General features: G+C 47.4%; 12 protein-coding genes. 1 reads left to right on the top strand and 11 read right to left on the bottom strand.

Features of this window, described 5'->3' with window-relative positions; genetic code table 11:
* Positions 1-629 precede the first annotated feature (629 nt).
* Complete coding sequence (locus tag EWH91_RS11965) at positions 630-1,286, top strand: histidine phosphatase family protein (RefSeq protein ID WP_240697355.1); 657 nt, start codon at positions 630-632, stop codon at positions 1,284-1,286.
* A gap of 135 nt (positions 1,287-1,421) precedes the next feature.
* Here the strand turns inward: EWH91_RS11965 and tkt are convergent, their stop codons facing one another.
* From tkt to EWH91_RS11910, 11 genes are all read right to left on the bottom strand, one after another.
* Positions 1,422-3,425 (bottom strand): transketolase, encoded by a 2,004-nt coding sequence (gene tkt / locus EWH91_RS11960; RefSeq protein ID WP_129930267.1) that lies wholly within the window; start codon positions 3,423-3,425, stop codon positions 1,422-1,424.
* A 21-nt stretch (positions 3,426-3,446) separates the two neighbouring features.
* Positions 3,447-4,160: a transaldolase gene (locus tag EWH91_RS11955; RefSeq protein WP_129930266.1), complete on the bottom strand. Its 714-nt coding sequence runs from the start codon at positions 4,158-4,160 to the stop codon at positions 3,447-3,449.
* Positions 4,161-4,213: 53 nt separating this feature from the next.
* On the bottom strand, positions 4,214-5,542 hold the full coding sequence (locus EWH91_RS11950) for a GntT/GntP/DsdX family permease (protein ID WP_129930265.1): 1,329 nt from the start codon (positions 5,540-5,542) through the stop codon (positions 4,214-4,216).
* A gap of 59 nt (positions 5,543-5,601) precedes the next feature.
* Positions 5,602-6,240: a bifunctional 2-keto-4-hydroxyglutarate aldolase/2-keto-3-deoxy-6-phosphogluconate aldolase gene (locus EWH91_RS11945; RefSeq protein WP_129930264.1), complete on the bottom strand. Its 639-nt coding sequence runs from the start codon at positions 6,238-6,240 to the stop codon at positions 5,602-5,604.
* A 24-nt stretch (positions 6,241-6,264) separates the two neighbouring features.
* Positions 6,265-7,899 carry a dihydroxy-acid dehydratase gene (gene ilvD / locus EWH91_RS11940; RefSeq protein ID WP_129930263.1) on the bottom strand — a complete coding sequence of 545 codons (1,635 nt, stop codon included), beginning with the start codon at positions 7,897-7,899 and terminating at the stop codon, positions 6,265-6,267.
* A 47-nt stretch (positions 7,900-7,946) separates the two neighbouring features.
* Positions 7,947-9,491 carry a gluconokinase gene (gntK, locus tag EWH91_RS11935; RefSeq protein ID WP_165364321.1) on the bottom strand — a complete coding sequence of 515 codons (1,545 nt, stop codon included), beginning with the start codon at positions 9,489-9,491 and terminating at the stop codon, positions 7,947-7,949.
* A gap of 126 nt (positions 9,492-9,617) precedes the next feature.
* Positions 9,618-10,313 carry a GntR family transcriptional regulator gene (locus tag EWH91_RS11930; RefSeq protein ID WP_129930261.1) on the bottom strand — a complete coding sequence of 232 codons (696 nt, stop codon included), beginning with the start codon at positions 10,311-10,313 and terminating at the stop codon, positions 9,618-9,620.
* A 58-nt stretch (positions 10,314-10,371) separates the two neighbouring features.
* On the bottom strand, positions 10,372-11,289 hold the full coding sequence (gene gnd, locus EWH91_RS11925; RefSeq protein ID WP_129930260.1) for a phosphogluconate dehydrogenase (NAD(+)-dependent, decarboxylating): 918 nt from the start codon (positions 11,287-11,289) through the stop codon (positions 10,372-10,374).
* A 599-nt stretch (positions 11,290-11,888) separates the two neighbouring features.
* Complete coding sequence (rpe, locus tag EWH91_RS11920; protein WP_129930259.1) at positions 11,889-12,566, bottom strand: ribulose-phosphate 3-epimerase; 678 nt, start codon at positions 12,564-12,566, stop codon at positions 11,889-11,891.
* 66 nt (positions 12,567-12,632) lie between these two features.
* Positions 12,633-13,577, bottom strand: coding sequence for a ribokinase (rbsK, locus tag EWH91_RS11915; RefSeq protein WP_129930258.1), 945 nt, complete (start codon positions 13,575-13,577; stop codon positions 12,633-12,635).
* 77 nt (positions 13,578-13,654) lie between these two features.
* Complete coding sequence (locus EWH91_RS11910; protein ID WP_129930257.1) at positions 13,655-14,734, bottom strand: plasmid pRiA4b ORF-3 family protein; 1,080 nt, start codon at positions 14,732-14,734, stop codon at positions 13,655-13,657.
* Between the last annotated feature and the right edge of the window lie 241 nt (positions 14,735-14,975).

The following is a 14,975-nucleotide window of genomic DNA, read 5'->3' as shown; positions in this document are numbered from 1 at the left end:
GTTTCTGAAAAAACTGCCGTCCAGCTATCGGGAACGGCTGACCAAAGCGGCAGCCTGAGCTAATTTATCCAGGAAGAACATAGAACCAGCAAGGAACAGGGACACTTTTCTATCTTTCAAGTTTTAGATAACTAATAAAAAAATTTGATGGTTAATAACTTAACTTAATAGTAATTCACTATATTTGTTCATGTCATTATTCATATCATACAAAAAAGAGCGGTTATTTTATGTAATATAAACATACATTATTTGTTATTTAATCTAACTTTTAATTTCACATACAGATCTTGTTGGGGGAGAGCTGGATCGGTTTGTGAGAAGGAGGGCAGCTGGGTCCCGTATCTTCCCATCGCTGAGGCATATCGTCTTCTTTGTGGAGCTTGAATGAGCTCCTTTTTCATTTTCTTTTTTCATTTTTCAGGTGAAAGGTGAAAATCGCTGTAAGCCTTGGTTGCCCAGTGGAAAGCAGAGATCATACCGCAGGACGTGAATATTCTAGGTACAAGGGTTACTTCACCGTGTGATACAAATAATTGTAATCCCTTTCTTAATACGTTACACTGATTTCGTAGTTTTCATGCTATCGCATAAAATGAACAAAATTATTTCATCCTAGGATGTGACAAATGTTGAAAAATCTTTATTTTATACGACATGGGCAAACACTCTTTAATCTCTTAAATAAAGTACAGGGGGCTTCGGATTCCCTGCTGACCTCACGCGGTGAAGCCCAGGCAGATGAATTAGGTGCCCGTTTCAAAGAAGAACAGATTGATTTTGATGCGGTTTTTTCAAGTGATCTTGGACGGGCAAGACAAACGGCCAAACGCTTCCTCCATCATTCGATGAAACCGGATATGCCCATAATTGAAACTGAAAATCTGCGTGAAGTTTCCTTTGGCTCATTTGAGGGCGGATCAAATGACACGCTCTGGGAGACGGGCAGTCAGGGGAAACATGATCTGACTGTGACTGAAGCTTCTTCTGATGAAGACAAGATTCATATTCTCTCAGCCATCAAAGAAAAAGATAAGCTGCATCTGGCAGAAAGTTTCGAAGAAGTCAGGGAACGCATCAGCCGGTTGCTGGATCAGGTCTCGCACTCAAACCATTCAGATATTCTCCTGTTCAGCCATGGGCTGATCATTGACTGTGTCCTGTACCTCTTATCTGATTTTCAGATGCATGTCACAAGGATTCCGAACACAAGCGTCACAAAAATAGCCTGTCATGACCCTTCATCTTATCATATCGAATATGTTGGGCGAACAGAGCATTTCTGATGGCTTGAAAGATCAATCATATAGGGTACGCCATGAATTTTTTTCTCTGCCGAATTCATCCAAGTATGAAAAGAAGCCTTATTTCTCAGATCTTTGAGAAATAAGGCTTCCTTGAACGGAATTATCCTATATTTTTCACCGGGTAAGGTACTCAATAAAGAGTCTGGCCACATGTTCCGGCGTAAAGCCATAGGCTGCCGTTACATCCTTGCCCTTTCCCGAAGCACCGAAACGGTCGATCGTCAGGTATGTCCCCTCAGAACCGACGTAGCGGTCCCATCCGAATGAGGAAGCCATTTCTATACCGATCCGCTTCTTGAGTTTCGGCGGAAGGATCTGATCTTTGTAGGCCTTGCTCTGGGCATCAAACTGTGCGAATGAAGGCAGACTGACCACCCGGACATTGACGTGCTCACGGAGCAGGAGTTGCTGAGCCTCAATTGCCAGACCAACTTCCGATCCGGTTGCAATGAGAATACCGTCCTCCTCTTTCGTTGTATCCGCAGGAGAAACGACATACCCTCCTCTTTTGACGCCTTCCGGTGCCTGCTCTACTTCACCCTGATAAGTTTTTGTACTTTGTCGCGTCAGAACAAGGACAGTCGGTTCGTCTCTGCTTTGCACAGCCTGTTTCCAGGCTTCCCTTGTTTCTACCGCGTCCGCCGGTCGAATCACGTTCAGATTCGGAATGGCGCGAAGGCCGGCCAGCTGTTCAACCGGTTCGTGGGTTGGGCCGTCTTCACCTACCGCAATACTGTCATGAGTGAAGACAAAGATAGACGGAACCTTCATTAACGCGGCCAGGCGAAGAGCCGGTTTCAGATAATCAGAGAAAGTGAAAAAGGTTGAACCATAAGCTTTCACACCGCCGTGAAGAGTCATCCCGTTTACCATGCCTGCCATGGCAAATTCACGGACACCGAACCAGATATTTTTTCCTGCATAATGTCCCGGCTGAAAATCGCCACTGTCTTTCAGATAGGTTTTGACGGAGGAAAAGAGATCCGCTGCGCCTCCGAACAGATCTGGCATGCTTTTGTTCAGGGCCTGCATGACTTCACCGGAAATTTTACGCGTGGCCCCTTCTGTTCCGGCCTGATAATCCGGAAGTTCCGCGTCATAATTTTCGGGAAGACCCCCATGGATAACAGAAAGCAGTTCCCTGCCTTCATCCGGGTAGACTTTTGTATATTCCGCGAGCAGCCCTTTCCACTTTTCTTCGGCTGCAGCTCCTTTCTGGATGCTCTCTGCACAATGCCGGTAAACGTCTTCCGGAACAACGAAAGGATCAAATGTCCATCCGTATCCCTTTTTCGCCAGCGCAGTTTCCTGATCACCAAGTGGGGAGCCGTGAACCTGATGCGTACCGGCAACATCCGGTGCACCGTAGCCAATCACCGTCCGTACTTCGATCAATGAAGGGTGATGAATATCTGCTTTCGCCTGATTCAGAGCCTGTTCGACGGCATTCAGATTATTCCCGTCCTCAACGGTTAATGTCTGCCAGCCATAGGACTGAAATCTTTTCTGAACGTCTTCGGTAAAGGCCATATCGGTGCCACCATCAAGAGAAATCCGGTTGGAATCATATAAGACAATGAGTTTCCCCAATTTTAGATGTCCGGCAAGCGAAGCAGACTCCGCTGTCACGCCTTCCATCAGATCGCCGTCACCGCTGAGCACATAAGTATAATGATCCACAACCGGGTATGCCGGCCGATTATATTTTTCTGCCAGATGTGCCTCAGCCATGGCCATCCCTGCAGCCATGGCGAATCCCTGTCCCAGTGGACCGGTGGTAGCTTCAACCCCGGGTGTATGGCCGTATTCCGGATGACCGGGCGTTTTACTGCCAAATTGTCTGAACTGCTTCAAATCATCAATGGTCAGCCCATACCCGAAAAGATGGAGCAGGCTATATAACAGGGCAGATCCGTGACCTGCCGAAAGGACGAAACGATCCCGGTTAAACCAATTCGGATCTTTCGGATGATGAACCATAACCCGGGACCACAGAGTGTAAGCCATTGGAGCCGCTCCCATTGGAAGACCCGGGTGCCCTGAGTTGGCCTTATTGATCATATCAATGGACAATGTACGGATGGCGTCAACAGTCAGCTGATCGATCTGTTTCTCCATATTTTATCCCTCCAAAGTAACTTACAAAATTGAGTATCCGAGGACTTTAATATCTTTGTTAAAGCCCTTGACCGTATCCAGCGAGACGTCCTCAAGTGGTTTCCCAATGTTCCCTTTCAATTTATTGATGATTGCCGGTGTGCAGGTGATGATATCAACGCCCAATTGTTCAGCCTGAAAGACATTAATCACTTCTCTTGAACTGGCCCAGAGCAGATGGGCTTCAGGTCTTGTATCACACAGAGCGACACTGCGCTGCATATAAGGGAGTGGGTCCCTTCCGGTATCAGCAATGCGTCCGGCAAATACGGAGACAATGTTATCCGTACCCGGAGCAAAAGCGTGAACGGCCTGCTCAACCTGTGAAACCGTTAATATAGCCGTAACATTGAGGTTGATCCCGTCTTCAGACAGTGCATGAATTAACGGTATGGAACTTTCGCCCTTTGTATTCTGAATCGGTATTTTGACATAGACATTTTTTCCAAGACTGTGTATCTTGCGGGCTTCCTTTTCCATCGTTTCAAAATCATCGGCAAACACTTCAAACGAAATGGGGAGATCAGGAATTCTTTCAACGACTTCTCTCGCGAAAGCGACATAGTCAGGCACTCCAGCCTTTTTCATCAAACTGGGATTAGTGGTAAAACCGCTTACGAATCCTGTGTGATAAGCATCCAGCATATCGTCAAGCACGGCACCGTCCGCATAGATTTTTACGTTAAGAGGTTCCATGAATCATTCCACCTTTTAATCTTTTGTTTATTTTCAATATGGGGCAAATTCTATCAGACAAAGATATCAATAATCAGGACGATGAAGAAGGCGGCAAAGGACAGTAAGGTTTCCAGTACCGTCCAGGTTTTGAACGTCTGTTTCACGGATAATCCCAGATATTCTTTAACCATCCAGAATCCTGCATCATTCACATGAGAGAACATCAGCGAGCCGGCACCGGTAGCGAGCACCAGCAATGGGAGATTTACCCCTGACATGTGAATAATAATCGGGTCGACAATACCCGCTGCCGTTGTTAAGGCAACTGTCGCGGAACCGGTTGCAATTCGTATCAGCCCGGCAACAACAAAAGCCATAATAATCGGGGAGAGTTGCCATTGCGTGGCAACTTGAGCGATCGCATTTCCGACACCGGAAGAGATCAGAACCTGCTTAAATGCACCGCCCGCACCGATAATCATCATAATGGAGGCCAGCGGAGCAAGGGAATCACCGGTTAGCTTACTGATCAGTGTCCGACTGATCCCCTGTCTGATACCCAGCAGATAATAGGCCACGAATACGGAAATCAGTAACGCAATCAGTGGATGGCCGATAAAATTTAAAACATTAGCCAGCTGATGAGGCATGGGAACAAACGGGACAATAACCGTTCCTATCATTAAGATAATAGGCAGCAGAATGGTAAAAAATGAAACACCGGTTGAAGGATAGGATGTCGCTGAAACATTAGCTGAGACAACTTTCGGTTCTGTCTCCGGCTTAACCCGCTTGCTGATATAATAGGCGAACAGCGGACCCCCAATAATACCGGCAGGCACAGTGACAATTAATGAATAAAGCAAAACCTGACCGACATCCGCATGGAAGATCCCAATGGCTGCCATGGCACCCGGATGAGGGGGAACAATGCCATGAGAAATAGACAACGCAGCAATCATCGGTATCGCAATCAAAAGCAGATTCTTTTTTGTCGTTTTCTGAATCGCGATGCACAGCGGCAAAAGAATAACCAGCCCGACTTCAAAAAATACCGGTATACTGATAATTAATCCGGCAAAGAACGTGGCCCATGGAAGGTTCCGTTCACCGAATGACCGGGTGAAGAAGTTGGAAATCTGTACACCCGCTCCGGACTCCGACATCATCTTGCCAAGAATGGTACCCAGAGCAAGGATTCCAAGTAATGAGCTGAGAATATCACCGACACCCTGCTCATACTCTGTGGCAATTTTCGTAAGGGGCAAACCTGCCGCAAGACCGAGCACCAGGCTTGCAACGGTCAGGCTGATAAAGGCATGCCATTTAAACCATGTGACGCCAACAATGACAAGGGCGATGGCAAGTACAGTAATGATAATGAGATAGGCATTGCTCATATAAATCACGGCTTTCTGTTAAAGAGTATTAGATCCTGTGTCTCCATTGACGAGCTGTTTCAACGGGCGTATGCGCTTACTTTCTGTGCGAACTGTTCCGCATTCTCTTCAACGCGTGTGTAGTTCCCCTCTTCTGCCCCTTTGGTCAGGACACTGCCTACGCCAACCGCAAAGCTGCCCTGATCCAGCCATTCCGTCACATTTTGCAGATTGACACCGCCTGTCGGCATCAGCTGGATATTGGGGAGCGGACCTTTGATGCTCTCGATAAATCCTGTTCCCACCGTACTTCCCGGGAAGACTTTAACGACATCCGCTCCGGCTTTCAAAGCCTCAACCATCTCCGTTACCGTCAGACAGCCGGGCAAATAGGGAACGGAGTATAAGTTGCATTGTTCACTTATTTCCCTTGAAAAACTTGGACCGACAATAAATGAGGCACCGGCAAGGATCGACAGCCGGGCTGTATCAGCATCAAGTACGGTACCGGCGCCAATAAGCGCATCCCTCTCCTTCCCGGCCAGTTTCCGTATGGCGTCCAGACCAGACGGTGTCGTCAGGGCAACTTCTATACTGCGGATCCCGCCACGAATGCAGGCTTCCGAAATGTGGCAGGCATCTTCTGCATCACGGCCCCGGACCACAGCCACCAGACGGTTCTGATTCATTTTTTTCAGCACATCATATTTTTTCAACATATCTGTCCATCCCCTCTCATTTGATCAGACCATGCGTACTGCGCCATGTGCGGCCGACGCTGTACTTTCGGCATATAATTTCAGGAATTTGCTGGCTGTATGTTTGATCTTGTTCAATTCTTTACTCCGCTCAGCCAGCTCCCTTTCGCTGACCTCCAGTTCAATAGAGCGTTCAGGTACATCGATGGTAATGATGTCATCATTTTTGACTAATGCGAGGGGACCCCCTTCTGCTGCCTCAGGACTCATATACCCGACAGAAAGGCCAGCCGAAGCACCGGAAAAACGACCATCCGTGATTAACGCAATTTTTTTGAACCGCGAAAGTATTTCCGTGCAACGGTGTAATTCGCGCATTCCCGGTCCGCCTTTCGGTCCTTCATAGCGAATCACAATCACATGGTTTTCCGAAATTTTACCGGATGAATAGGCTTCCTGGAACTGCTCCTCCGAATTGAAGACCATGGCCGGAGCCGACAGACGCATCAGTTCTTCTGGAACAGCTGATTGTTTGATTAATGCACCCTGATCGGCCAGATTGCCTTTCAGTACGGCAATACCGCCTTCCGGTTCAATGGGCTGATCCAGAGGATGAATGATTTCACGGTCGTGTACTTTTGCGCCTTTAATGTTCTCTCCCGCCGTCTTTCCGGTTACCGTCAGTGCATCCAGATGAAGCAGCGGTGAAAGTTCTTTCATGAGCGCCGGAACGCCGCCTGCACGCTGCAGATCATTAGTCGTAAAGTTATTGTTATTCGGTGTAACCGCAGCAATAAATGGAACTTTACGGCTGAGCCGGTCAAAAGTATCAAGTGCAAGGTCAATACCCGCTTCCTTGGCAATAGCCGGAAGATGAAGACAGGCATTTAACGAGCCACCCATAGCGAGCAGAACAGAGATTGCATTTTCAAAGGCTTCTTTTGTCAGGATATCTCTCGCGCGGATATTCTTTTTCGCGAGTTCGACGGCCTGACGTCCTGCGGCTCTGGCCGCTTCGAACTGTTCATCTGACTGCGATCTCATCCATGACGTGCCGGGTAAAGCCATTCCCAGAGCTTCCGAGAGCCCCTGCATCGTATTCGCCGTCCCAAGGAAAGGACAGACGCCGGCGCAGGGATAGTACTTCCGTGTCACGGCAACCAGTCCATCTTCGTCAAGCTCACCGGAAAGGAACTGCTGGCGCGCCGCTTTGGACTCTTTTGGCTTAATATAATTGGGCATCACTCCTCCAAGCACAACAACACTGGGGAGATTAACCCGTGCTGCACTCATCAGCATTCCCGGAACAATTTTGTCGCAGGAACTGAGCATGACCATACCATCGAAAATCTCATGCGCGCGGATCATGATTTCGACACTGTCGGCAATAATGTCCCGGCTTGGCAGAGAGTACTTCATCCCGTCATGTCCCTGCGCGATGCCGTCGCAAACGGCTATGGTGTTAAATTCAAGCGGATAACCTCCTGCTTCAAGCACACCCTTTTTTACATATTCCGCCAGTTTTCTGAGATGAACATGGCCGGGAACAATCTCATTCCAGGAATTGGCGATGGCAATAATTGGACGATCCATCATCTCATGAGGCACACCGCTTGAACATAAATGACCTTTCAGAATAGCCCGTGTATAGGGTTTGATCTGTGATAAACGATTTTGCATGTTTCTAAACTCCCTTCAGATCCCTGATGATTTTGTGTGAAAAGCTGTCAGCCTGCATTTTGTTCATGCTGAAAAGCTGCGATAGCATTCCATTCATCGTTCAGCTTTCTCGAAAGACGAATAAAAATCGGAAATAACTGTTCATAGGCTGCAACATTTTCCCGGATCGGCTGATGACTGTGTACGGAGCCGACCATTTGCGAGACTACATTGAGACTGTCTGTCCCTCCGGTTGCGTACAATCCAAGAACAGCAGCCCCGAGGCAGGAACTTTCGAAACTCTCCGGAACGTTTACCGGTTGATCAAAAATATCAGCCATCATCTGGCGCCACAGGGCAGAACGTGCAAATCCGCCGGTTGCCTGAATCCGTTTGGGTTCTCCTGTCCTTTCCCTCATGGCCAGCATGACGCTGTAAAGGTTATAAATGACCCCTTCCAGTACCGCCCGGAACATATGCTGCTTCTTATGATGCAAAGTCAGGCCGAAGAAAGCACCGCGAGCATTTGGATTCCACAGAGGCGCGCGCTCCCCGCTGAAATAAGGCTGGAAGATCAATCCGTCTGAACCGGGTTTGACTCGTGATGCCATGCGGGTAATCACATCATAAGGACTGATTCCAAGACGTTTCGCCGTCTCAATCTCCGAATCTGCAAATTCATCTCTTGCCCATCTCAGAACGCCGCCACCGTTGTTAACGGGCCCTCCAACGACCCACCTGTTTTCAGTCAGTTCATAACAGAAAAGCCTTTCTTTTGGATCAGCAGAAGGATGATCGAGCACGGTCCGGATCGCTCCGCTCGTACCGATCGTTACGGCAACCACACCGGGATCAATTGCATTCACACCCAGATTAGACAGAACGCCGTCACTCGCTCCGAGAACAAACAGGGTCTCCTTGCTTAATCCCATTTCTTCCGCATAATTCGGATTAAGCCCTTTCATTATTTGCGTCGTTGGTACCGGATCAGACAATTGATCCTTGGTAATTCCGGCGACTTTCAATGCCTCCTCATCCCAGGACAGGTTGTCCATTCGCAACAGACCCGTGCAGGAGGCAATGGAGTAATCAACAACATACTTATGGAACAGACGATAAAAAACATATTCTTTAATGGAAATGAATTTGGCCGCTTTGTTAAAAATCTCCGGCTTTTCATGACGCATCCAGATCAGTTTTGGAAGAGGAGACATCGGATGGATCGGTGTCCCCGTTCGCATGTAAATCTCATGGCCTCCTTCTTCCTTCAGTTTTTGACTCCAGTCCATGCTCCGATTGTCTGCCCATGTCATACAGCGCATCAGCGGTTTGCCCTCCTGATCAACCGGGATGACGCTGTGCATGGCGCAACTGAAGCTGACAAACTGAATCGTTTCCGGACTTTTTCCACTCTTTTCAACTACCTCATGAATAACACCGATCACCGCTCCAAAAATTTCATCAGGATCCTGTTCTGCGGTAAAAGCATCCGGCGTATATAATGGATAGCTATGATTGGCATACGCCACGATCGTGCCATCAAACGTATACAGCACGGCTTTTGTACTGGTGGTACCGATATCAACACCCATCATGTACGATTGACTCATCATTGAGACCCCCTTCTCCTTTTCATTAAACCGTTTTCATTTTTAGATTAAAGCGTTTTCATTTAATCTTGGATACTTGTCGACAACTTGCATTTAAAATGGGACTTTCCTTGATTTCGTCACGGCCTCTTAATCCGATTGTGATTCCGATGTCGGAAACGACTTATCAAGCGTTCTTTTCGAATCTTTAAAGTAGGTCATAACGGATTGCTCTACATTTTGACGATTTCCCGAAAGCAGACTGTGCATAATTTTTCGATGTTTGTTAATGACCCAGGCTACATGATCCGGACCATGAGCAAAAACATCTTCAGTCGTCACGATGATGACAGCCATAATTAATGATCTCATACCATTCCACAAATTCATGATCCGTTTATGATTGGCATGACGGATAATCTCTTCGTGAAAAGTTAAATCAAAATAAGCAAAATCGCTGTGATTATGATATTTCGCTGCAATTTCCATTTTATCGATAATCTGATTTAACAGACTGGATAACTGTTCCTGATGGTCGGTTGAGACTCTTTGCTGCGCGAAATTTTCAATCATTTCGCGCACATCATATAATTCATGAATATCTCTCAGGTCCATGCCTGATACATAAGCTCCCATGCGTTCCAGCCGTATCAATCCATCATGAGACAGTGCCTTCAATGCATCACGAACCGGGGAACGGCTGGTCCCATATTGTCGTGCCAGTCGGTTTTCCGATAGAATGTCCCCCGGTTTTATCTCATTTTCGAGAATGCGCAGACGCAAATCGTTGGCAATACGCTCACCTAGTGATGTATTTTTTGTCCATAACTCGGGAAATTGCAGCATTATCAAAAACTCCTGTTTTTGAAAAGCATATCACCTGGAAATACTGATTTCAACAGGTTTATTGCAAAGTACGGCCCGACTGTGTCACGGCATGGCCGCCGAATTCGTTGCGGAGTGCAGCTACCACTTTTCCGGTAAAGGTGTCCTTCTCGAGAGAGCGATAACGCATGATCAGCGACAGAGCAATAACTGGTGTAGACGCTTTCAAATCAAGCGCAGATTCAACCGTCCATTTCCCTTCACCGGATGATTCCATAATGCCAGTGATTTGATCCAGATGCCCATCCTTAGAGAAGGCATGCTCCAGCAGCTCAACCAGCCAGCTGCGAACGACTGATCCATGATTCCATACTTTTGCGACAGCCTGATTATCATAATCAAACTGGCTTTTCTCCAGGACTTCGAAACCTTCAGCCAGTGACTCCATCATCCCATATTCAATGCCGTTATGCACCATCTTCAGAAAATGTCCGCTCCCCGGTTTACCGGTATAAAGATAACCATCTTTTACCGTGATCTCTTTGAAGAGCGGTTCCATGGTATCGAATGCAGGTTTATCACCGCCAATCATCAGACAGGCCCCATTTCTGGCACCACTCATGCCACCAGAGGTGCCGACATCGAGAAAGGCAATGTCTTTTTTTCGAAGAAGCTGATAATGTCTGATGGAATCCGTATACCTCGAATTACCACCGTCCATAACGATATCCCCCGGGCTAAGGAGTTCTGCCAGCCGATGAATCGTTTCATCAGTTGGCTTGCCGCAGGGTACCATGACCCATATTTTTCTCGGTGTTTCCATCTTTCTGACGAGTTGCTCCAGGGAAGTGTAGCACTCGGCCCGTGAATCCAGTTTTGCAAACTGTTTGACTGCCTGATCTGATATGTCATAAGCTTTTACATGAATCTGATGATCCATCATATTCAGTGACAAATTCAGACCCATTTTGCCCAGTCCGATCATTCCAATATCCATAAGCAGCCCTTCTTTTACATATTGTGTACTTGTTGTGTTGTGTACTTGTCGACAAGAAACGCTTACAATTTGATGTAAGCCCTTTCTCAGTACGACTACATAATAGTACGGCTATCTGAAGTTGTCAAGACGATCTTTGATCAGTGTATTGCGATTCTTTTAAAGCCGCCACGGGCTACCTCCCGTCTTGATAGGGTTTTCACCTTAAAGATGTTTTGTCCTTAGAGCAAAAAATAAAATAAGCGGAGATTCTCCGGTTAGGGGCAGAACGGAATTCTGCTCGTGGGTATATAAGGTGAGGTTTTCCGGTTATGCCAGGCAAAAAGCTCCATTTTCCCGTTTTCTGAGTCAATAGGCGGAATCTCTCCGTCTATTTTAGCTGTTTATAAATTTAATGACTAAAGTAAGCGGCATTTTTCCGCCTATTCAACTGATCATGCACTTAACCGGATCCCCCCAACCGATAAGAGCAGATCCCAGGTCACCCCCATCGTATTTTAGAGTAAATCGTTCCTGTTTTTCAACCATACGATCGCAGTTTTACCCTCAATTTCAGAGCTCCCCAGGGTTTCCCACAGTGCAATGAGCTCTTTCTGAATCTATTTTCTCTTCAGCGGCCCTGTTGAAGAGGTCGATGATTTCAGCAACCCTTGAATCGCCTGATGACGGTCATGATGCCCGTATATGGCCGAACCGGCGACAAAGAGGGATGCCCCCGCCTTTCTGCACAGCGGCAGCGTTTCCGTATTGATTCCGCCATCCACCTCGATCGCGACATGCTGTTTACGCGTGTCAATCAACTGGGCAGCCTCCCGGATTTTATCAGGCATGGAGGGAATAAACGACTGACCGCCAAAGCCGGGATCAACGGTCATAATCAGCAGATAGTCTAGTTCATCAAGGATTGGACGCACCCAATCAACAGGCGTCGCCGGATTCAGCGCGACACCCGCCGCTATTCCGCTCTCTTTGATCATCCGGATCACGCGATGTAAATGACGGCAGGCTTCAACATGAACAGAAATCATATCCGCTCCGGCTTCGATAAATGAGGGAATGAGTGCAGCCGGTTCCTCTACCATCAGATGGACATCCATTTTAACGGCATTCGATTTTTTTAGTGCGCTTACAACATTTGCCCCCATCGATAGATTGGGCACAAAATGGCCATCCATCACGTCAACATGGATCAGATCCACATCCCTTTCAACGTCACGGACTTCTTCTGACAGTCTGGAAAAATCTGCAGATAGTATGGACGGTATAATCTTCATCACTCACAACTTCCTTTCAATCAGTAAAGCGTTTACCTCGGCAAAAATATGTCCTGCTGTCCGTTCGATTCAATGATATCGATATCCATTTGTTCCTGATTGTACTACGGCTTCCACAACTTTTCGCGCAGGAATGGAGGGCTGCGCGCCTAATTGCTGTACACTCAGCGATGCGGCAACATTGGCATAGGCGACCGCCTCCGCCAGATTGCTGAGATTCCGGTTCAGTCTAGTGCTCAATGCACCGATAAAGGTATCCCCTGCAGCCGTCGTATCGACCACACGGACTTTATGAGCCGGAATGATACCTGAGCCCTTTTCAGGCAGGTCATAATAGGCCCCTCCCGCTCCAAGCGTGATGACTGCGGCGCCGACTCCTTTTTCAGTAAAAAACGCTGCGGACCTTTTCATCGAGGCTTCATTGGTAATTTTTATTCCTGTGAGCGCCTCACTCTCTGTCTCATTAGGGATAATCAGATCGGTCAGCTGATATAGCTCCGGATCGACTGATTCCAGGGCTGGCGCCGGATTCAGGACGGTCAGCACATGCTGTTCTTTAGCCATATGGAAGGCCCTGACTGCGGCTGCAACCGGTGTCTCAAATTGCGTCATCAATAGATCATAGTCTGCCATTCCGGATAAAAGTCTGTCGATATCCTCAGAACGGATGTCCTGATTCGCTCCGGGATGGACAATAATGCTGTTTTGTCCCGCAGAGTCCAGTAAAATACAGGCCTCGCCTGTTCCCTGTTCAGAAATGCGGATTCGAGAGGTATCAATCCCCTCTTTATTCAAGGCTTCAATCATAGCTTTGCCATGGGAGTCCTCTCCCACTTTGCCCATGAAAGAGATCTGGGCACCGAGACGGGATGCAGCAATCGCCTGGTTGGCCCCTTTCCCGCCTCCTGCCCACGTCTTCTGGCGGGCGAAAATTGTTTCACCAGGATGGGGCAGGTGATCCAGATGAAGGGTTGTATCTACATTTATACTTCCCAGCACCATCACGCGATTCATTAGCGTCTCCTTTCAAATCCCTTTTGATCAGTCAGATGTCCGATTTATTCGTCGTTGCGAAAGTTACTGATCCCATATTAAAACATAGTTTCCAGCCTGAAATTCACATCGTCAAGGTCAAAAATCTGATCTGACTGATCACCACTCCATTCAACCCGTTCATCATGTTCCGGGTGAGTGGGGTCGTTCATAATTTTTAAATAATCCTCGTATCCCCACTCTCCGCCGACATCCTCAGGCGGCGTGTTTTCTTCTCCTTCGAGACAGACTGGAACATTTTTTGTACTGTTCTCATCAATGGATTCGACTTTCAATACATGATCCCACCCATCACCAAAATCGTAGGTATAGATGATACGTGTTCCTCTGCGCGCAAAGTCCGACAGCAGACGATCGTTTTCCATGAACATCGGGGTATTTCCCGGGAAATCGAAAGCTTCTTTATCACATACCAGCTGAGCCGATGGTTTCCCGCCTTTGTATACGGTAAATTCATGGAGATGACTGTCTGTCCATTGAAAGAGTACCTGCAGGATCCGGTGAAGCTGTCGAAAAGTGATGTCAAGTGGAACAACCACTCTGCGCCAGACGTCATGATTTTCAAGTACAAGAGTTGCTTTGATTACAGCTGCCCTGCATTGAATAACAGGCTGATCCGTAAGTTTTGCCAATTCTTTGTACATCACCTCATCCGGTATGATATAGTCACCGCTGCTGTTACCCACCAGAATTTTGCTTGTACCCCTGCCGGCTGCACTCTGGATCAGATCATTCGGATCCAGGACTTCCCCTCTAAACTGAACATTCTCACAGGCTTTATTCAGCCGTGCGACCATTGCCCGGTTTTTCGTCTTTGCATAAACGCAGCCCGGTGAAGCGCTGAGATACCGTTCAATGATCTCAGGGTTCACACTTGCATCAGATAACCTCCTGCGAATGGCATCAGCAATCAGCCCATCGAGTTTACGGAAATCTGCCGCCTTCAGCCCATAGAGAACAACTGTATAACGGCTGACATCGTTCATCAGCACAACCGTCTTCCGCCTGTTTATCGTCAGCAAATTGGCGTGCCATGAATAAAGCGGAGGAACATTTTCAACATGATCCGGTCGTTTCTTCAATGTGTCCAGTAATTTTTTGGTGCACTGAATTAGCATAATCAGTTATCCCTTCAATAAGATCAGTTAATTGCCGGGCCTCGTTTGTTGTTAACAGAGCATGCCATGATTATCTTCCCTTAACAAACAGGCTTATCTGTCTATTTGGTAACTCCCGGATTGTCTGTTTTCGTCTCAGACATAACAGGGGCTACTTCACAGTATACATTTGATCCCAAAATAAAAAAAGGACGAGCCTGAGCCCGCCCGCAATTTCTGATTGACTTGTTCATTCAACCAC

The sequence above is a fragment of the Sporolactobacillus sp. THM19-2 genome (genome assembly GCF_004153195.1).
Classification (GTDB): domain Bacteria; phylum Bacillota; class Bacilli; order Bacillales; family Sporolactobacillaceae; genus Sporolactobacillus.
Note: the sequence above shows the minus strand (reverse complement) of the source record. Positions and strands in the feature narration are given on the sequence as shown.

Excerpts from the sequence above, each read along its gene's own strand:
- EWH91_RS11965 (WP_240697355.1), top strand. The coding sequence starts at position 630 with ATGTTGAAAAATCTTTATTTTATACGACATGGGCAAACACTCTTTAAT.
- tkt (WP_129930267.1), bottom strand. The coding sequence starts at position 3,425 with ATGGAGAAACAGATCGATCAGCTGACTGTTGACGCCATCCGTACATTG.
- EWH91_RS11955 (WP_129930266.1), bottom strand. The coding sequence starts at position 4,160 with ATGGAACCTCTTAACGTAAAAATCTATGCGGACGGTGCCGTGCTTGAC.
- EWH91_RS11950 (WP_129930265.1), bottom strand. The coding sequence starts at position 5,542 with ATGAGCAATGCCTATCTCATTATCATTACTGTACTTGCCATCGCCCTT.
- EWH91_RS11945 (WP_129930264.1), bottom strand. The coding sequence starts at position 6,240 with ATGTTGAAAAAATATGATGTGCTGAAAAAAATGAATCAGAACCGTCTG.
- ilvD (WP_129930263.1), bottom strand. The coding sequence starts at position 7,899 with ATGCAAAATCGTTTATCACAGATCAAACCCTATACACGGGCTATTCTG.
- gntK (WP_165364321.1), bottom strand. The coding sequence starts at position 9,491 with ATGATGAGTCAATCGTACATGATGGGTGTTGATATCGGTACCACCAGT.
- EWH91_RS11930 (WP_129930261.1), bottom strand. The coding sequence starts at position 10,313 with ATGCTGCAATTTCCCGAGTTATGGACAAAAAATACATCACTAGGTGAG.
- gnd (WP_129930260.1), bottom strand. The coding sequence starts at position 11,289 with ATGGATATTGGAATGATCGGACTGGGCAAAATGGGTCTGAATTTGTCA.
- rbsK (WP_129930258.1), bottom strand. The coding sequence starts at position 13,577 with ATGAATCGCGTGATGGTGCTGGGAAGTATAAATGTAGATACAACCCTT.
- EWH91_RS11910 (WP_129930257.1), bottom strand. The coding sequence starts at position 14,734 with ATGCTAATTCAGTGCACCAAAAAATTACTGGACACATTGAAGAAACGA.